General features: G+C 71.4%; 15 protein-coding genes. 7 read left to right on the forward strand and 8 right to left on the reverse strand.

All coding sequences use genetic code 11. The features are described from left to right. Nucleotides 1-33: 33 nt before the first annotated feature. The 4 genes from HHL19_RS30680 to HHL19_RS30695 all read left to right on the forward strand — a co-directional run bounded on the left by HHL19_RS30680 (nucleotide 34) and on the right by HHL19_RS30695 (nucleotide 3,956). Nucleotides 34-1,173 (forward strand): 5-(carboxyamino)imidazole ribonucleotide synthase, encoded by a 1,140-nt coding sequence (locus tag HHL19_RS30680; RefSeq protein ID WP_169093630.1) that lies wholly within the window; start codon nucleotides 34-36, stop codon nucleotides 1,171-1,173. A 31-nt stretch (nucleotides 1,174-1,204) separates the two neighbouring features. After that, on the forward strand, nucleotides 1,205-1,702 hold the full coding sequence (gene purE, locus HHL19_RS30685; RefSeq protein ID WP_169093679.1) for a 5-(carboxyamino)imidazole ribonucleotide mutase: 498 nt from the start codon (nucleotides 1,205-1,207) through the stop codon (nucleotides 1,700-1,702). Continuing rightward, entirely contained in the window at nucleotides 1,699-2,895 is a 1,197-nt protein-coding gene (locus HHL19_RS30690) for a dipeptidase (protein WP_169093631.1), read from the forward strand. Before purE ends, HHL19_RS30690 begins: the two co-directional genes overlap by 4 nt. Before the next feature lie 140 nt (nucleotides 2,896-3,035). Next, nucleotides 3,036-3,956 (forward strand): membrane dipeptidase, encoded by a 921-nt coding sequence (locus tag HHL19_RS30695; RefSeq protein WP_169093632.1) that lies wholly within the window; start codon nucleotides 3,036-3,038, stop codon nucleotides 3,954-3,956. A gap of 85 nt (nucleotides 3,957-4,041) precedes the next feature. Here HHL19_RS30695 and HHL19_RS30700 read toward each other — a convergent pair whose 3' ends face one another. Further along, entirely contained in the window at nucleotides 4,042-5,376 is a 1,335-nt protein-coding gene (locus HHL19_RS30700; protein WP_169093633.1) for a UDP-glucose/GDP-mannose dehydrogenase family protein, read from the reverse strand. 127 nt (nucleotides 5,377-5,503) lie between these two features. Between HHL19_RS30700 and HHL19_RS30705 the strand changes: the two genes are divergently transcribed. Further along, nucleotides 5,504-6,655 (forward strand): acyl-CoA dehydrogenase family protein, encoded by a 1,152-nt coding sequence (locus tag HHL19_RS30705; protein ID WP_169093634.1) that lies wholly within the window; start codon nucleotides 5,504-5,506, stop codon nucleotides 6,653-6,655. Between the two features lie 51 nt (nucleotides 6,656-6,706). Here HHL19_RS30705 and HHL19_RS30710 read toward each other — a convergent pair whose 3' ends face one another. The 4 genes from HHL19_RS30710 to HHL19_RS30725 form a co-directional block, all read right to left on the reverse strand. Beyond that, on the reverse strand, nucleotides 6,707-7,222 hold the full coding sequence (locus HHL19_RS30710; RefSeq protein ID WP_169093635.1) for a hypothetical protein: 516 nt from the start codon (nucleotides 7,220-7,222) through the stop codon (nucleotides 6,707-6,709). Between the two features lie 4 nt (nucleotides 7,223-7,226). After that, the gene (locus HHL19_RS30715; RefSeq protein ID WP_169093680.1) at nucleotides 7,227-9,035 is read right to left on the reverse strand and encodes an alpha/beta hydrolase; all 1,809 of its coding nucleotides are present in this window, start codon (nucleotides 9,033-9,035) and stop codon (nucleotides 7,227-7,229) included. Between the two features lie 8 nt (nucleotides 9,036-9,043). Further along, nucleotides 9,044-9,493 carry a hypothetical protein gene (locus HHL19_RS30720; protein ID WP_240981976.1) on the reverse strand — a complete coding sequence of 150 codons (450 nt, stop codon included), beginning with the start codon at nucleotides 9,491-9,493 and terminating at the stop codon, nucleotides 9,044-9,046. Between the two features lie 90 nt (nucleotides 9,494-9,583). Next, nucleotides 9,584-10,816 carry an LCP family protein gene (locus tag HHL19_RS30725; protein WP_169093636.1) on the reverse strand — a complete coding sequence of 411 codons (1,233 nt, stop codon included), beginning with the start codon at nucleotides 10,814-10,816 and terminating at the stop codon, nucleotides 9,584-9,586. A gap of 119 nt (nucleotides 10,817-10,935) precedes the next feature. On the opposite strand from HHL19_RS30725, the gene HHL19_RS30730 reads away from it, so the two are divergent. Then, nucleotides 10,936-11,469, forward strand: coding sequence for an acyl-CoA thioesterase (locus HHL19_RS30730; protein ID WP_169093637.1), 534 nt, complete (start codon nucleotides 10,936-10,938; stop codon nucleotides 11,467-11,469). Nucleotides 11,470-11,595: 126 nt separating this feature from the next. On the opposite strand, the gene HHL19_RS30735 is transcribed toward HHL19_RS30730, so the two are convergent. Next, on the reverse strand, nucleotides 11,596-12,975 hold the full coding sequence (locus tag HHL19_RS30735; RefSeq protein ID WP_169093638.1) for an LCP family protein: 1,380 nt from the start codon (nucleotides 12,973-12,975) through the stop codon (nucleotides 11,596-11,598). Between the two features lie 263 nt (nucleotides 12,976-13,238). Between HHL19_RS30735 and HHL19_RS30740 the strand changes: the two genes are divergently transcribed. Then, nucleotides 13,239-14,264, forward strand: a complete 1,026-nt coding sequence (locus HHL19_RS30740) for a glycosyltransferase family 2 protein (RefSeq protein ID WP_169093639.1) — start codon at nucleotides 13,239-13,241, stop codon at nucleotides 14,262-14,264. 76 nt (nucleotides 14,265-14,340) lie between these two features. Here the strand turns inward: HHL19_RS30740 and HHL19_RS30745 are convergent, their stop codons facing one another. Next, entirely contained in the window at nucleotides 14,341-16,155 is a 1,815-nt protein-coding gene (locus tag HHL19_RS30745; RefSeq protein WP_346768469.1) for an LCP family protein, read from the reverse strand. 50 nt (nucleotides 16,156-16,205) lie between these two features. Next, complete coding sequence (locus HHL19_RS30750) at nucleotides 16,206-17,948, reverse strand: LCP family protein (protein ID WP_169093640.1); 1,743 nt, start codon at nucleotides 17,946-17,948, stop codon at nucleotides 16,206-16,208. Nucleotides 17,949-18,071: the final 123 nt, after the last annotated feature.

The raw sequence follows: 18,071 nt of genomic DNA on the forward strand, positions 1-18,071 counted from the left end.
AGTGTTCACGGATGGTGCGGATACCCTAAGAGGGTGACGTTCCCGGTAGTAGGCATGGTCGGCGGCGGGCAGCTCGCCCGCATGACGCACGAGGCGGGCATCCCCCTCGGCATCCAGTTCAAGCTCCTCAGTGACACCCCGCAGGACTCGGCGGCCCTGGTGGCCGGCGAGGTCGTCATCGGCGACTACCGGGACCTGGACACGCTCCGCGCCTTCGCGCGCGGCTGCGACGTGATCACCTTCGATCACGAGCACGTCCCCACCGAGCACCTGCGCGCCCTGGAGGCCGACGGCATCCCCGTCCGCCCCGGGCCCGACGCCCTGGTGCACGCGCAGGACAAGGGGGTGATGCGGGCGAAGCTCGACGAGATCGGCGCGCCCAGCCCCCGGCACCGCATCGTGGCCGACGCGGCCGACGCGGTCGCCTTCGCCGAGGAGGCCGGCGGCTTCCCGATCATCCTCAAGACCGTGCGCGGCGGCTACGACGGCAAGGGCGTCTGGTTCGTCCGCACCGCCGAGGACGCCCGCGACCCCTTCCTCGCCGGCGTGCCCGTGCTCGCCGAGGAGAAGGTCGACTTCGTCCGCGAGCTCGCGGCGAACATCGTCCGCTCCCCGCACGGCCAGGCCGTCGCCTACCCGGTGGTCGAGTCCCGCCAGGTCGACGGCGTCTGCGACACCGTGATCGCGCCCGCCCCCGACCTCGACCCCGAGCTCGCGGTGCGGGCCCAGGAACTGGCGCTGCGGATCGCCAAGGAGCTCGGCGTCGTCGGCCACCTCGCCGTGGAGCTCTTCCAGACCACCGACGGCCGCATCCTCGTCAACGAGCTGGCGATGCGCCCGCACAACTCCGGTCACTGGACCCAGGACGGGGCGATCACCAGCCAGTTCGCCAACCACGTCCGCGCCGTCCTCGACCTGCCGCTCGGAGATCCCCGCCCGCGCGCCCCGTGGACCGTGATGTGCAACGTGCTCGGCGGCGACTACCCGGACATGTACCAGGGCTATCTGCACTGCATGGCCCGGGACCCGCAGCTCAAGATCCACATGTACGGCAAGGACGTGAAGCCCGGGCGTAAGGTCGGTCACGTCAACACCTACGGCGACGACCTGGAAGAGGTGCTGGAGCGCGCCCGCCACGCCGCCGACTACCTGCGAGGGACGATCGTTGAGTAACCAGGCGAGCAACCCGCTCATCGGTATCGTGATGGGCTCCGACTCCGACTGGCCCGTCATGGAGGCCGCCGCCCAGGCGCTCGACGAGTTCGGGATCCCGTACGAGGTCGACGTCGTCTCCGCCCACCGGATGCCGCGCGAGATGATCGCGTACGGCGAGGAGGCCGCGGGCCGCGGCCTCAAGGCGATCATCGCGGGCGCCGGCGGCGCCGCCCACCTGCCGGGCATGCTCGCCTCCGTCACCCCGCTCCCGGTCATCGGCGTCCCCGTGCCGCTGAAGTACCTCGACGGCATGGACTCGCTGCTGTCGATCGTCCAGATGCCCGCCGGCATCCCGGTCGCCACCGTCTCCGTCGCCGGCGCGCGCAACGCGGGCCTGCTCGCCGTCCGGATCCTGGCCGCCGCCGACCCGGAGCTCCGGACCCGGATGAGCGACTTCCTCCAGGACCTCAACGGCCAGGCCACCGAGAAGGGCAAGCGGCTGCGCGCCAAGGTCGCCGGCGCCGACTCCTTCGGGTTCGGCAAGTGAGCGCGGCCGAGCGGCTCGCCGAGGCCCGGGCCCTCCTCGCGGACGCCCCCGTCGTCGACGGGCACAACGACCTCCCGTGGGCGCTGCGCGAGCAGTGCGGCTACGACCTCGACAAGCTCGACATCGCGGGCGACCGCTCGGCCTCCCTCCACACCGACCTCGCCCGGCTCCGCGCCGGCGGGGTCGGCGCCCAGTTCTGGTCCGTGTACGTCCCCGGCCGGTTCGCCGGCGACCACGCGGTCAGCGCCACCCTGGAGCAGATCGACGCGGTCGACCGGCTCGTCGAGCGGTACGCGGCCGACCTCGCGCCCGCCCGCACCGCCGACGACGTCGCCAAGGCCCGCGCGGAGGGCCGGATCGCCTCCCTCAAGGGCGCCGAGGGCGGCCACTCGATCGACAACTCCCTCGCGACCCTGCGCGCCTTCCACGCCCTCGGCGTGCGGTACATGACCCTCACGCACAACGAGAACAACGACTGGGCCGACTCCGCCACCGACGCGCCCCGGCACGGCGGCCTCACCGCCTTCGGCCGCGCCGTCGTCCGCGAGATGAACCGCTGCGGCATGCTCGTGGACCTCTCGCACGTCGCCGCGACCACCATGCGCGACGCCCTCGACGAGAGCACCGCGCCGGTGATCTTCTCCCACTCCTCGTCCCGCGCGGTCTGCGACCACCCGAGGAACATCCCCGACGACGTCCTGGAGCGGCTGCCCGCCAACGGCGGCGTGGCGATGGCGACCTTCGTCCCGAAGTTCATCCTCCCCGCGGCCGTCGAGTGGACCCTGCGCGCCGACGAGAACCTCCGCGCCCACGGCCTCCACCACCTCGACACCACCCCGCGGGCGAAGGAGATCCACGCCGCCTTCGAGGCCGAGCACCCGCGCCCGATCGCCACCGCCGCCACCGTCGCCGACCACCTCGACCACATGCGCGAGGCCGCCGGCGTCGACCACATCGGCATCGGCGGCGACTACGACGGCACCGCCTTCACCCCGGCGGGCCTCGACGACGTCGCCGGCTACCCCCACCTGATCGCCGAACTCCTCGACCGCGGCTGGTCCCACGCCGACCTCACCAAGCTGACCTGGTCGAACGCGCTCCGCGTACTCGGCGACGCGGAGGCCGTCTCCCGCGACCTGACCGCCCGCACGGCCGCCTCGCACGCCACGATCACGCAGCTCGACGGCGCCTGACGGAGCCCGCCCCCGGCCTCACCCGTACGGCCCAGTCCGACGGGCTCCGCACCGGCCCCGGTGGCACGGTGGAACGTACTGCCCCGCCCCTTCGGCGGGGTAGTACTGCATCACCGAGTTTCGGAGTAGTGAGTAGTGCCATGGCAGATCTAGACGATCATCCCCCCTTCTCTGCCGCCTCCGGCGCCGTCGGCGCGCTGGAATCCCCGGAGCCACCACCCACGCCGCTCGACGAGACCGCCCGTGCCCGGGCGATCCTCGCCGCGCAGCCCGTCATCGAGGGACACACCGAACTCCCCCCGCTCCTCGACCCCGAGGACCTGCCGCCCGCCCGGGCGCGGGAGGCCGGTGCCCAGTTCTGGTCGCTGCGCGTGGAGGCCGACGACGTCCTCGGCGCCCTGCGCCGCCTCGACGCCATCCGCGCGCTCGTCGCCGCCTGCCCCGAGGACCTGCGCCTGGCGCACACCACCTCGGAGATGATCCACGCCCGCAACTGCGGCCGGGTCGCCGCCCTCCTCGGGCCGGTGAGCTGGACCGCCCTCGGCGGCTCCGCCGCCACCCTGCGGGCGTACCACGCCCTCGGCGTCCGGGCCGTGAACCTCACCCGCTTCGACCGCTTCGCCCGCGAGGCGGTCCGCGAGATGAACCGCCTCGGCCTCGCCGTGGACCTCTCCGGCGCCGACCAGGACACCGTCCGCAAGGTCCTGGCCGTCACCCGGGCACCCGCCCTGCTCACCCGGGCCGAGCCGGACGCCCTCCCCGACGACGTGCTGCGACTGCTCGGCGAGAACGGCGCCGTCGTCATGGTCGCCGTCGGCGAGGACCCCGCCGCCACCGCCGGCCTCCTCGACCGGGTGCGCGACCTGGCCGGGCCCGCGTCCACGGGCCTCTCCCACCTGGCGGCCGGGACCGCCGGCTACGTCCCGCTCTTCGCGGATCTGCTGCGGCGCGACTGGCCGGCCCGCGACCTGGTCGGCCTGGCCCACGCCAACGCGACCCGCGCCCTGCGCGAGACCGAGTTCCTGTCCCGTACGAACCGGATCAGGCCCGTCGCCGCCTGACCCGTACTCGTACCCGTACACCCATGAGGAAGGGGCGCACCGGATCCGTCCGGTGCGCCCCTTCCTTCGTGGATCAGGCCATGGATCAGGCGCGCGGGCGGCCCATCGCGCGGTACGTCCAGCCCGCCGCCCGCCACCGCTCGCCGTCCAGGGCGTTGCGCCCGTCGAGGACGACGGGGGAGGCGGCGGCGGCGGCCAGCTCCGCCGGGTCGAGCTCGCGGAACTCGCGCCACTCGGTCAGGTGCAGCACCACGTCCGCGCCCCGGACGGCCTCCAGGGCCGAGTCCGCGTAGCCGAGGGTGGGGAAGAGCTTGCGGGCGTTCTCCATGCCCTTGGGGTCGTAGACGGTGACCTGGCCGCCCTGGAGGTGGATCTGGCCGGCGACGTTGAGCGCGGGGGAGTCGCGGACGTCGTCCGAGTCCGGCTTGAAGGTGGCGCCGAGGACGGCGACCCGGCGGCCCAGGAAGGAGTCTCCGCCGAGCGCCTCGCGGGCCATCTCGACCATCTGGCCGCGCCGCCGCATGTTGATGGAGTCGATCTCGCGGAGGAAGGTCAGCGCCTGGTCGACGCCGAGCTCGCCCGCCCGGGCCATGAAGGCGCGGATGTCCTTGGGCAGGCAGCCGCCGCCGAAGCCGACACCGGCCCGCAGGAACTTGTTCCCGATCCGCTCGTCGTGGCCGATGGCCTCGGCCAGCTTGGCGACGTCGCCGCCGGCCGCCTCGCAGATCTCGGCCATCGCGTTGATGAAGGAGATCTTGGTGGCGAGGAAGGAGTTCGCGGCCGTCTTGACCAGCTCGGCGGTCGGGAAGTCGGTGACCACGAACGGCGAGCCCTCGGCGACGGGGATCGCGTACACCTCGCGGAGCAGCTTCTCGGCCCGCCCGCCGTCCTCCCCGTGGACGCCGACGACGATCCGGTCGGGGCGCAGGGTGTCCTGGACGGCGAAGCCCTCGCGCAGGAACTCCGGGTTCCAGGCGAGCCGCACGCCCTCCGGCAGCACCCGGGCGAGCCGCTCGGCCGAGCCGACGGGGACGGTCGACTTGCCGACGGCCAGCGAGCCGGCGCGGGCGACGGCGGAGAGGGAGGCGAAGGCGGCGTCGACGTAGCTCATGTCGCAGCCGTACTCGCCGTGCTTCTGCGGGGTGTTCACGCAGACGAAGTGGACGTCGCCGAAGGCGCCGACCTCCTCCCAGGAGGTGGTGAAGCGCAGCCGGCCGGTGGAGCCCTCGATCCCGGCGACGTGCTTGCGGAGCAGCTCCTCCAGGCCGGGCTCGTACATCGGGACGCGGCCGGAGGCCAGCAGCTCGACCTTCTCCGGCACGACGTCGAGCCCGAGGACCTCGAAGCCCATCTCGGCCATGGCCGCGGCATGGGTGGCGCCGAGGTATCCGGTGCCGATCACGGTGATCTTCAGGGCCATGCGGGACTCCAGGGGCGTCGGGCGAAAGTGCCTGCCCGAGCATAGTCGGGCCCTGGCAGAGCCCCCCGTTCACGGCCTACCCTTTGGGTTACTTAACAGTAGTTAGCAAGCCAGGGAGCTCAAGAGCATGGGCAAGGACTTCGACCTGTACCGGACGTCGGAGGAGCACGAGATGCTCCGGGAGTCGGTGCGTGCGCTGGCGGAGGCGAAGATCGCTCCGTTCGCGGCGGCGGTGGACGAGGAGGGGCGTTTCCCGCAGGAGGCCCTGGACGCGCTGGTCGCGAACGACCTGCACGCGGTCCACGTGCCGGAGTCGTACGGGGGTGCGGGCGCGGACGCGCTGGCGACGGTGATCGTGATCGAGGAGGTCGCGCGCGTCTGCGGTTCGTCGTCGCTGATCCCGGCGGTGAACAAGCTGGGCTCGCTGCCGGTGGTCCTGTCGGGCTCGGAGGAGCTGAAGGCGAAGTACCTCGGCCCGCTCGCGGCCGGTGAGGCGATGTTCTCCTACGCGCTGTCGGAGCCGGACGCGGGTTCGGACGCGGCGGGGATGAAGACCCGGGCGGTGCGCGACGGCGACTTCTGGGTGCTGAACGGTGTGAAGCGCTGGATCACCAACGCCGGTGTCTCGGAGTACTACACGGTGATGGCCGTCACCGACCCTTCGATGCGCTCGAAGGGCATCTCCGCGTTCGTGGTGGAGAAGTCCGACGAGGGCGTGTCGTTCGGCGCGCCGGAGAAGAAGCTCGGCATCAAGGGCTCCCCGACCCGTGAGGTCTACTTCGACAACGTCCGCATCCCCGCCGACCGGATGATCGGCGCGGAGGGCACCGGTTTCGCGACCGCGATGAAGACGCTGGACCACACCCGTATCACCATCGCCGCGCAGGCCCTGGGCATCGCGCAGGGCGCCCTCGACTACGCCAAGGGCTACGTCAAGGAGCGCAAGCAGTTCGGCAAGCCGATCGCCGACTTCCAGGGCGTGCAGTTCATGCTCGCCGACATGGCCATGAAGCTGGAGGCGGCCCGCCAGCTCACCTACGCCGCCGCGGCGAAGTCCGAGCGCGTCGACGGCGACCTGACCTTCTTCGGCGCCGCGGCCAAGTGCTTCGCCTCCGACGTCGCCATGGAGGTCACCACCGACGCCGTCCAGCTCCTCGGCGGCTACGGCTACACCCGCGACTACCCCGTCGAGCGCATGATGCGCGACGCCAAGATCACCCAGATCTACGAAGGCACCAACCAGGTCCAGCGCATCGTCATGGCCCGCAACCTCCCGTAACCATCCGCGCGGCCCCCGGCAAGGACACCGGGGGCCGCGCGGCACCGGCGGCTACTCGACCTTCTCGCCCTCCGGCACCTGGTAGCAGCCGGAGATGACGTGGACGTTCAGCTTCGGCGGCTCGTTCTTGGCCCAGTAGGTGATCTCGACGCTGTGCTTCCTGGCGTCGTGGTCGGCCGTGAGCCTGAGGTTCTTGTTCCGGCTGTTGTCGGGCTCGAAGCCGACGACCTTCCAGCCGCGTCCGGGCAGCTGCTCCTTCAGCCGTTCCATCACACCGTCGAGCTCGGCGGGCGTCGCCGGGGTGAGCGTCCACACGTGGAAGGTGCTGAAGTACTTCTCCGGGTCCTTGCCCGGGCACCCGTCGAGACCGACACCGGCCTTGGTGGTGGTTCCCTTCAGGCCGATCAGGTCGTAGAGCTCGCTGGAGACGCTCTTCGTCGTGCTGATGGCCTGGTCCGTGGTGCTGACGCCCGCGGACGGGGTCTTGTCGTCGGTCATGCCGCATCCAGTGAGGGTCGTGAGGGCGAGGGAGGCGAGGAGCGCGGAAGCGCCCACCTTGGTCTTCATCTGTCTAGCGCACTCCTGGCGTGGGGTTCGGCGGCGGCTTCAGGTCCACGTCGTCCGGCATGCCCGCGACGACCAGCGCCTGATTCTTCAGACTCCTGGAACCCTCGTTCCAGTAGTCGCTGTGACCCGAGCCGTCCGTCACCATCTGGTTGGCGCCGAAACGCGCGTCGCTCGGAATGGTCCACGCGCCGTCCCAGTCGGTGCCGCCGTGCCCGAACCGGCCGATGTCCGGGACGAAGTCCCAGTCTGCCTCCTGGTTCCAGACATGCCCCTTGGGGACGTCCAGGTCCTCGGCCTTGGCCACCTGCACGCCCGGGCTTCCCGCCAGGATCACGTCGTCCGCGTTCAGGTCGCCCTGCCGGGCGGCGGAGCCGATGAGCGTCGTGCCGTACGAGTGGCCGATCGCCGTCCGGTGCGGATCCGTGTCGACCGAGCGGGAGGCGTCGAGGCCGTCGAGGAAGCGGTTGTAGGCCGGGGCGCCGTCGTTGGCGTAGTGGCTGAACGGCGAGTCCTTGACGATGTCCTGCGGGGCGTCGTAGCCGAGCCAGGTGACCGTGGACACGGAGCCGTTGCCGACGCCGTCGGCCTCCATCCAGACCCGCTCCATCCGCTTGATGTCGCCGTCGATGCCGCTCAGGTTGGACGTGGTGCCCGGCACGTACACGGCCTGGTGGTCCGCAGTGTCCGGGTTGCCGTTCGCGACGATCGCCCGGCCGTTCTTCTCGGGGTCGAAGCCGAGCAGATACGCCTCCGGCCGGCCCTCCACACCCGTCCGGTCGAACCGCGCCTGGATCGCGTCCATGCCCTTGAGCGACTTCGTCAGCTGCTCGTACCGGTCGCCGTACTGCCGCTGCCAGTCCATCCACTCGTCGGTGTGCACCTTGACCGGGTACCTGCCGGCCGTGATCCACGTCCACTCGTTGGCCGGCGGCTTCGGGATCGAGTCCAGCTCCATCCGGTACTGGCCGTGCTTCTCCGCCAGGACCACCCGGTTCGCCTCGTCGCGCACGGCCGACGGCAGGCCGTCGAGGGCGCCCACGGTGGCCGGGCGGAGCGAGAGCCAGGCCTCCTGCTCCTCCGGGGAGAGCCCCTTCCACCAGGCCGAGTTGTCCTTCGGGCTGCCGCTCTCCGGCGGCTGCGGCAGCGATTCGAGGTACGTCTTGCCCGCCTCGCCGACCCCGCCCGTGTCCGACTGGACGTCGGCCCAGTCCTTGTCCGTCACCTTCAGGTCGTCGTCGGCCTTGAGCGCCCGCAGCTTCGGCGCCCACTTCGCGTCGGCGTCCGTCGCCTCCTTCAGCGCGTCGGCGATGCGGTTGGCGTAGCCGAGGGCCTTGCCGTAGTGCGGGTTCGGATGGATGCCGACCGCCTGACGCTCGATGGCGTCCGAGGTGTCCGTGCCGCCCGGGCTGCCGGACACCGAGCCGCCCTCGGCGGGTTTCTCCGCGCCAGGCTTGGCACCCGCCGGGAAGGTGACCGAACCGTCCGGGTTCACCGTGCAGCCGCCGGCCCGCGCGTCCGCGAGCGCCGCGTCGAGCTTCCGCTTGGCCGCGCCGACGTCGAAGGCGAAGCCGTTCAGCGCCGTGCTCACCAGACCGCACTCGGTCTGCGCGTAGTGGAAGTTGCCCGACAGGTTCTTGAGCTCGGCGAGCGCCGCGTCCGCCGCGGCGCCCTGTACCTCGGCCCGCAGCCCGGCGGTGATCCGGCTGTCGATGGCGTCCTTGGCCGCGCTCGCCATGTCGCCGACGGCCCGGTAGCCGTCCGCCGCGTCCTCGTACTCGTTCTGCTTGAAGGATTTCAGGGTGGTCAGGTCCATGAGCGCGCTCACTTCTCCTTGGCCTGGCCGCCGACGGCGTCCGTGTCGCCGTACTTCGCCGCGAGCGCGTCGAGCTCCTGCCTCACCGACTCGTCGGTCTTCGCCAGGTCGTGCCCGGCGGCCTTCAGGGTCCCGCCCAGCGCGTCGCAGCGGGCGCGCACGTCACCCAGGTACTTCTTCCAGGACGCGTACAGCTCCTGCTGGGCCGCCGCGCTCCGGATCCCGCCGGTGTCCCCGAGACCCGCCTGCCCGGACTCCAGCTTCGTCAGGGACGTGGTGACGGACTCCTTGAGGCCCGTGACACCGTCCCCGGCCCTCGTCCACGCCTTCTTGTCCGTCTTCAGGTCCTCCGAGTAGCCGCCGCCCCCGCCCGGCGCGGCCGCCTGGTTCAGCCGCATCGCCCCGGGTAACCGCCCGGCCGCCTCGCTCTTCAGCTGCTCCCACTCGTCCCACGGCATCGTGAAACCTCCCCGTTCTCCCGTGTCTTCCTGTCGCCGCCACGAACGAAACGGCCGGCACCCGAGCGGGGGCCGGCCGTTTCGCCGATGTCAGCGGTCCGATGTGACCGTGACCGTCTCGTCGTTCCTGATCTGCTCGACCAGCTGCTTCACCTTCGGCATGTCCCACTTCAGCGAGCCCTGCGGCGCGCTGCCCGCGATCGGCATGTTCATCGACTTGCCGTCGCCTCCGCTGATGCCCTTCATCGCGAAGAACATCTTGCCGAGGTCGTACAGCGACATGTCCTTGTCGACGATCAGCGTGTCCAGGCCGGCCCCGAGCGTCGGGTACAGCGCGAACGGATTGAGGATCGTCCCCGGCGTCGCCGCCTGGTTCGCCAGCGCGGACAGGAACTTCTGCTGGTTCTTCGTCCGCGCCAGGTCCGACTCGGCGAAGGCGTACCGGGTACGGACGAAGGCGAGCGCCTGCTCGCCGTTGAGGGTCTGCTTCCCGGCCTGGAAGTCGGCGCCCGACTTCTTGTCCTTGAAGCCCTTCTCGATGTTCATCTCGACACCGCCGAGCGCGTCCACGATGTTCGCGAAGCCGGCGAAGCCGATCTCCGCGTAGTGGTCGATCCGCAGCCCGGTGTTGAACTCGACCGTACGCACGAGCAGTTCGGGCCCGTCCATCGCGTACGCCGCGTTCAGCTTGGACCCGCCGCGCGCCGGGTACGCCTTGCCGGACTCGGAGCCGACGAAGTTCGGGATCGTCACCCACGAGTCGCGGGGGAGCGAGATCATCGTGTTCCCGCTGGAGCAGGCCGCGAGGATCATCATCGAGTCGGTCCGCTTGCCCTCCGCGGAACCGGTGTGCAGCTTCTTCTTCTCCTCGGCCGTCATGCCCTCACGGCTGTCGGAGCCGACGATCAGATACGTCGTGCAGTCGCCCTCGGACGGCCGCTCGATGACCTTCGACAGGTCGACCTCGTTGCGCATCTGCGAGCTGGCCCACGCGTACGTCCCGACGCCCCACGCGAGGACGCCGACCACGAGCACGATCGAGCCGATCTTGATCCGCTTGCGCCAGTCCGGCGCGGCGCCGGCCGACCGGCCGCCGGCACCGGAGGGTCCCCCCGGACCCCCGGGGCCGCCGCCCTGACCGTGCCCGCCGCCCTGCGGGGACCCGTACACCTGCCCGGTGCTGTACCCGGAGTCGTACCCCGTGGCCTGCGCCTGAGTGAAGTTCGGGTTGTACTCCTGCCCCTGTCCCCGGTGGCCGTGCCCCTGCTGCGGGGGGTACGGCTGCCCCTGGGGGCGGCGCTGCTGCTCAGGCCAGTCATTCATGCGGACCAGTGTGCCGGTCTCCGCTTTCCGGGCGACAGGCCGGGTGGAAAATAGGACCGGGGCTGTTGCGAAGCTGATGCAAAGCAGACAACGCCGATACCCGGCATAAGGTGGACGACATGACAGAACCGGCCGGCATACCCGGCAAGCCCACCTCGGCCTCCCGCACCACCCTCAGCCACATCATGACGAGCCACGACACCAACCTCCTCGGGACGGTGCACGGCGGCGTGATCATGAAGCTGGTGGACGACGCGGCGGGCGCCGTCGCCGGCCGCCACTCCGGAGGCCCGGCCGTGACCGCCTCCATGGACGAGATGGCCTTTCTGGAGCCCGTCCGCGTCGGCGACCTCCTCCACGTCAAGGCCCAGGTGAACTGGACCGGCCGCTCCTCCATGGAGGTCGGCGTCCGCGTCCTGGCCGAGCGCTGGAACGACACCACCCCCGCGACCCAGGTCGGCTCCGCCTACCTCGTCTTCGCCGCCGTCGACGGCGACGGCAAGCCCCGCACCGTCCCCCCGGTCCTCCCGGAGACCGAACAGGACAAGCGCCGCTACCAGGAAGCCCAGATCCGCCGCACCCACCGCCTGGCCCGCCGCCAGGCCATCAAGGAACTGCGGGAGCGCAGGGCGGCAGAGGGCTACGAGGACTGACGGGCCCCCCGCCCGGCCGCCCCGTTGTGGGCAGGCGTTCCGCAGGGGCGTGGGGGAGGGCGGGCACAACGGGGAACGGCGCCCTATGCGGCGCCAGAGCTGCCGAGCCGTAACCCCAGCCCCCCACTACGGACACACGACCTGGTCCCCGGTAACCGCCTCGAACGGCCCCCGAACCGGCACCGCCTCCGCCCGCACCCCGGTGACCCCCTTGTAATCCGCCCCCACGGTCACCCGCAGGGTCCCGCCCCGCCCCGGCACCGCCCGAAGCTCCGCCCCCGGCAGGGCCGCGGCCAGGGACCGGGCGGACCGGTCCCACCGGGGGTCGTACTCCACCAGCGTCCGCTCCCGAGAGGCCCCCGCCCCTGTCATCGGCGACCGCGTCGTGTCGAACCCCGTCCCCCGCAGCGCGTCGTCGACCTTCCGCCCGAGCCCGTCGATCCGCGTCCCGTTGTAGACCTGCACCCGAATGGTCTTGGGCGCGACCTCCACCACCACACCCTTGGCCTTCTTCTCCGCGGCCTCCGGCCGGGCCGCGGCCAGCGCCCGGTCCTCCCGCACAGCCGCGAACAGCCGCTGCGCCTTCTCCGCGTCCCACTTCACCGTCGAGCCGATCCCCTTCACGGGGAAGTCCATGTCTCCGATGGGCACGGACACGAACTCCGAGGACGCCGGCGTGAACCCCCGCATGCCCTTCGCGAGCGCCAGCAGCTGGTCCGTGCCGAAGTCCTCGTCGGCCCGCACCGAGCCCAGCATGGTCGTCGCGACCTCCCGGAACCTCACCGGGTTGAACAGCACCCCGCCGCTGGTCAGCCGGTCCACCAGCGCCGCCAGGAACTTCTGCTGCCGCTGCATCCGCCCGATGTCCGCGGCCCCGTCGACGTGCCGGGAGCGCACGTACTGCAGCGCCTGCCCACCGTCCAGCTCGTGGGTCCCCGCCGCCAGCTGAAGCCCCGAGTACGCGTCCTTCATCGGCTTCGGCGTACAGATCTGCACCCCGCCGACCGCGTCCACGGTCCGCATGAAGCTGGTGAAGTCGACCTCCAGATAGTGGTCGATCTTGACCCGGGTCATGGCCTCCACGGTCCGCACGGTCAGCGCGGGCCCGCCCTCCGCGTAGGCGGCGTTCAGCTTCACCGGGTGCGCCCGGTGCTTCTCGCCGCTGTTCTGGTCGGTGTGCTCGGGCAGCTCGGCGTACGAGTCCCGGGGCAGCGAGACGACGCTCGCCCGGTCCCGGTCCTCCGAGATGTGCACGAGCAGCACGGTGTCCGTGCAGTGGCAGGGCGCCCCGCCCAGCCGGTACTTCTTCTTCTCCTCGGGGGTGATCCGGTCCCGCCCGTCGGTGCCGACGACCAGCACGTTCATGCCGTTCCCGGCCTGCGGCCGGTTCTTCATGTCCCTGAAGGGGTCCACCCGTGTGATCCCGGTGTCGAGTCCGGTGACCACCGCGTGCCCGATCCCGCCGGCCGCGAGCACCACCACGGAGAGCGCGGTCGCCATCCGCATCCCCCACCGGGGCCGCCGCCGGGACCGCCGCCGCACCGGGGCGGGACCGCCGCGTCGGGGGACGGGCGGCCGGCCGGCCGTGCCGGGCGTGCGGGGCGGACGGGGCGTGCGGGGCGGTGGGGGCACGAACGGACACCTCCGCTGGTGTGACCGAGTGAAGACGGGGGACCGTGAGCACCGTAGGCCCATACGATCAGCCGGTAGGGTCACCGGACCACGCGGCGCGCGCCGCTGTCCCCCATTCGCGGTAACGTGACCCGTTGATGAACGCCACGCCTCCCGTATCCGTGATCATGCCGGTCCTCAATGAGGAGCGGCATCTGCGCAACTCGGTCCGCCACATCCTGGAGCAGGAGTACGACGGCGAGATGGAGGTGGTGATCGCGCTCGGCCCGTCCACGGACCGCACCGACGAGATCGCCGCCCAGCTGGTGCGGGAGGACCCCCGGGTCCACACCGTGCCCAACCCGACCGGCCGCACCCCCGCCGCCCTCAACGCCGCGATCAAGGCCTCCCGCCACCCGATCGTCGTACGCGTCGACGGCCACGGCATGCTCTCGCCGAACTACATCGCGACGGCCGTCCGCCTCCTGGAGGAGACGGGCGCGCAGAACGTCGGCGGCATCATGCACGCCGAGGGCGAGAACGCCTGGGAGGACGCGGTCGCCGCCGCGATGACCTCGAAGATCGGCGTCGGCAACGCGGCCTTCCACACCGGCGGCCAGGCCGGCCCCGCCGAGACCGTCTACCTCGGCGTCTTCCGCCGCGAGGCGCTCGAACAGCAGGACGGGTACAACGTCGAGTTCATCCGCGCCCAGGACTGGGAGCTGAACTTCCGCATCCGCGAGGCCGGCGGCCTGATCTGGTTCTCGCCGGAGCTGCGCGTCCAGTACCGCCCCCGCCCCTCGGTGAAGGCGCTGGCCAAGCAGTACAAGGACTACGGCCGCTGGCGGCACGTGGTGGCCCGCTACCACGCCGGCTCCATCAACCTCCGCTACCTGGCTCCGCCGGTCGCCGTCTGCGCCATCGCCGCGGGCCTGGTCGTCGGCGCCGCCCTCACCCCGCTCGGCTTCGTGATCCCGGCCGGCTACCTCGCCGCGATCACCGCGGGCTCGATCCCCGCCGGCAAGGGCCTCTCCCTGAAGGCCCGCCTCCAGATCCCGGTGGCCCTGGCCACCATGCACATGTCGTGGGGCTTCGGCTTCCTCACCAGCCCCAAGTCGCTGGCGCGGAAGGTCATCGCGAGCCGCCGCCCGGCGGTCCGCGCGGGCGAGACCGAGACGGTCTGACCCACCTCGTTCCCCACGCCGACGGCCGGACCCCTCCACGAGGGGCCCGGCCGTCGCCGTGTCGCGGGAGGAGCGGTCAGCTCTTCCCGTCCCACTTGTAGACCGAGTAGACGTCCATGCAGTCGGCCTTGTCGTCGGCGCCCTCGGGCAGGTCGCCGGCCTCCTGCTTCGGCTTCTCGTACGTGTCGCCCTCGCGCCAGTCCGCACCCACGACCAGGGTGAGGCCCTGCACGTTCGCGTCCGCGCGGACGGTGGACGGCGGGAGGCCGAGGGCGGCCGCCACGGACTCGGCGTCCGCCCGGCCCTGGTCGCCGGCGGCCTTCGGGTAGGCGACGACCGTGCCCTTGCTGGGCTTGGGGTCCTTGGACGTGTCGGCCTGGGTGAAGCCCTTCGCGGCCAGCGACTTCGTGATGTCCCTGGCGCGCCCCTCGACGGCCGGTTCGTCGTTGCCGTCGGTGCCGTTGACGACGGTGACGGCGAGCGTGGCGGGCGCGGCGGCCGTCGGCTTCGGCGTCGCGGAAGCGGAATCCGAAGCAGGATCCGAAGCAGAAGCCGAACCCGAGGCCGAACCCGAAGCCGAACCCGAGGCCGTCGACTTGGGCTTCGCGGGCGCCTTGTCGCCGTTCTTGTCGAGGGCGACGTCGTCCCGGAGCATGTTCCAGATCTTCTCGGCCGCCCGCGGCTGCGGCTGCAGCCACGCGTCCGGCTTCGGCGGATACGGGTCGGTCGGGATGGTGATCGTGGAGAGCCGGTCGACCTTCACGTTCTTCAGCTGCATGCTGAGGTCGAAGAGCTTGGCCACGGTGTCGAGGCCGTCGGAGACCTCCAGCGCCTTGGTGCCGGTCTCCGCGAGGCCCATCAGCCGGGGGGTGTCCGTCCAGGCGTTCTGCTGCTGGAGCTTCTTCAGCATGCCGTTGAGGTACATGTGCTGGGCCTTGGCCCGGTTCTGGTCGCTGCCGAAGGCGTGCCGGGTGCGCAGCCACTGGAGGGCCTGCTCGCCCTTGACCTCGGTGGTGCCCTTGGGCAGCTTCAGTCCTGACCCGCCCTTGACCCGGGCCGTGGACTTGTCGTGCACACCGGTGTTGACGCAGACGGGGACGCCGCCGACCTCGTCGGCCATCGCCACCACGCCCGCGAAGTCGACCATGATCCAGTGGTCGATGTAGACGCCGGTGAGGGTCTCCCAGGTGGTGAGCGTGCAGCCGGCGCCGCCCCGGGTGAGCGTCTCGTTGATGGGCCGGTCGGAGGTGCCCGGGTACGGCGTGCCGTCCTCGCCCTTGCAGTCGGGGATCTTCACCACCGTGTCGCGGGGTATGGAGATCAGCGAGGCGTTCTGCCGGTCGGCGGAGACGTGCAGCAGCATCTGGACGTCGGCCCGGGGCTTGTCCTTCCGGAGGTCCTTGCCGCCGCCGAGCGCCACGTTCGCGTCGGAGGACCGGTCGTCCGAGCCGATCAGCAGGATGTTCAGCGGCGTGTCGCCCAGCGCGTTCGGCGCCGCCTTCTTCACGCCGCTCTCGCCGCCGGCCCGGCCGCCGCTGCGGATGTTGCTGTTCAGATGCTCGTAGTACGCGTAACCGGCGCCGGCCGTGCCGAGGATCAGCACGGACACGCCGATCGCCGACCAGCGCAGCACCTTCCGCTTGCCGGCCTTCTTGGCCTTGCGGCGCGCGGCCGCCCGGCCGCCCGCCGTGCTCGCGGCGGAGCCGTGGTCGCCCGTCGTCCCGCGCCGGCGCGCGGCGCGGCCGGCCTGCGCCGGCACGGCGGCCGGATCCGGCGTCCCGCCGGCGCCGGTGGCCTCACCCGCGCCGTGCAGTTCGTCGTCCCAGCCACGTTCTCGGGCGTGCGGAACGCTTGGCTGCGTCCCCTCCCGTCGCACGCTGTTCTGTCCCACCCCAGGTCCCCTCTTCGGTCAGGCGCGCGCCGGACGCCGGTGTTTCCGGGTCACTTCGCGCACACCTGCTTGTCCGCTGCTACTTCTCCCAGATCCTTCGGCGCCTTCGCCGGTCCGGTGATGGGCACCCCCGCACCCTTGAAGTCCGAGCCGAGGACGAGCGTCATCGGCTCGCGCTCCGCGGCGTCGGCGGTGCCCTGCTTGAGCGCCGTCGCGGGCAGGCCCATCATGTCCGCGAGGGCGCGGGCCTGATCGGCCTGGTTCGGCGCGTACTCCAGGGTCGTCTTCGCCGCCTTCTCGGGGGCGTTGCTCTTGTTGGTGGAGCGCGGGACGCCCTGTTCGTTCTGGAGCCAGTTGATGGTCGACTGGGCCGCGCCCTGGATGCCGCTGCCGTTGTAGACGTCGACGCGCACCTCGGCGGAGGGGGCCCGCTCGCCCTCCAGGAGCGCCGCCTGGGCCTTCGCCTGGGCGCTCTTGGCCTCCTGCTCCTTCTTCTTCACCTCGGTGAGCGAGGTGTCGCTCTGGAGCATCGCGAAGAGCTGCGGCGCCTTCGTCGGGTGCGGGACGACCGTCGCCTTGATCTTCTCGGCGGGGTTGTCGACGACCGGCAGCGTCGCGAAGGCGATGTTCTTGGCGTCGATGCCCGCGAGCTCGCCCGCCAGGTCCTGCAGCTTGGTGAGCGACCCTATTCCGGAGTCGACGGTGAGCGCCTTGGTGGCGGCGTCGGCGAGGTCGAAGAGCTTGCCCGGGTCGGTCAGCGTGTCGTCGGACTTCATCTGACGGATCATCGAGCCGAGGAACTGCTGCTGGACCTTGATGCGGTCGAGGTCCGACTCGTTGCCGAAGCTGTGCCGGGTGCGGACGAAGGCGAGGGCCTGCTCGCCCTGGACGACGGAATCGCCGGCCGGCAACTTCAGGTGGGACTTCGGGTCGTCGATCGGCTTCTCGACGCAGACCTTCACACCGCCGACGGCGGTCGTCATCTCCTTGACGGCGTTGAAGTCGGCCATCATGAAGTGGTCGACCTCGACGCCGGTGAGCTCCTCCACGGTGCGCATGACGCAGCCGGGGTCGCGGCCGTTCTGCCCGAGGCTCACGTTGAAGCGGACGTCGGCCTCACCCGGGATCGTCTTGATCTCGTTGCCGTCCTTGACCTGGCACTCGGGGACGTTCGTCTTCAGGTCGCGCGGGATCGAGACCGCAGTGGCGTTCGACCGGTCCTTGGAGACGTGGAAGAGGATCGTGGTGTCGGCGTGGCCGGGGCTGTTCTTGTCGCCGTAGCCCGCGTTGCCCGCACCGGTCCGCTTGTCGGTGCCGATGAGCACGATGTTGAAGGCCTCGCCCTTGCGGAAGCCCGCGCTCTTGTTCTTGCCGACGACCTCGACGACGTCGAGGTTGTTGTTGAGCCGGTTGTAGATCGCGTACGCGCCGACCGCGCCGCCGACCAGGACGAAGGCCATCGTGCCGCCGGTCCACAGCAGGACCTTCTTCTTGCGGCTGGCGCCCTGCTTGCGCTTGCGGCGGCTCTGCGGGGGCACGCGGCGGCCGCCGCGGGACGTGCCGGTCCCGGGGGAGTCCTGCTCGGCGGGACGGCGTCGTCTCTGGCCGGGGACGGGAGTCTCGGCCGGGGCGGTTGACCGGGCCGGGGGGCGGGTACTGGAACCGGTGGTACCGGTGGGCGACTGCCCAGCGGAGTGGTCCAGTCGCAGTTCGTAGTTGCCCGTCTGCGGGTTGAGCACCCACTGGTCGGCGGGGTCGATCTCGTCCGCCCGTCCACGGCTGTGCGCGTCCACGGTTCCTGTCCTCCGTCGGTGCCACGCGGGGCGCCTCCCCCTGTGGGCGCCACTCGGTCGTTCGATCCTTGGCTGAGTGCGACCACACGGTCGGGGTGCACCGGATCGCGTCACACTATCCGC

This window comes from Streptomyces sp. R302 (assembly GCF_012927245.1).
Taxonomy (GTDB): domain Bacteria; phylum Actinomycetota; class Actinomycetes; order Streptomycetales; family Streptomycetaceae; genus Streptomyces.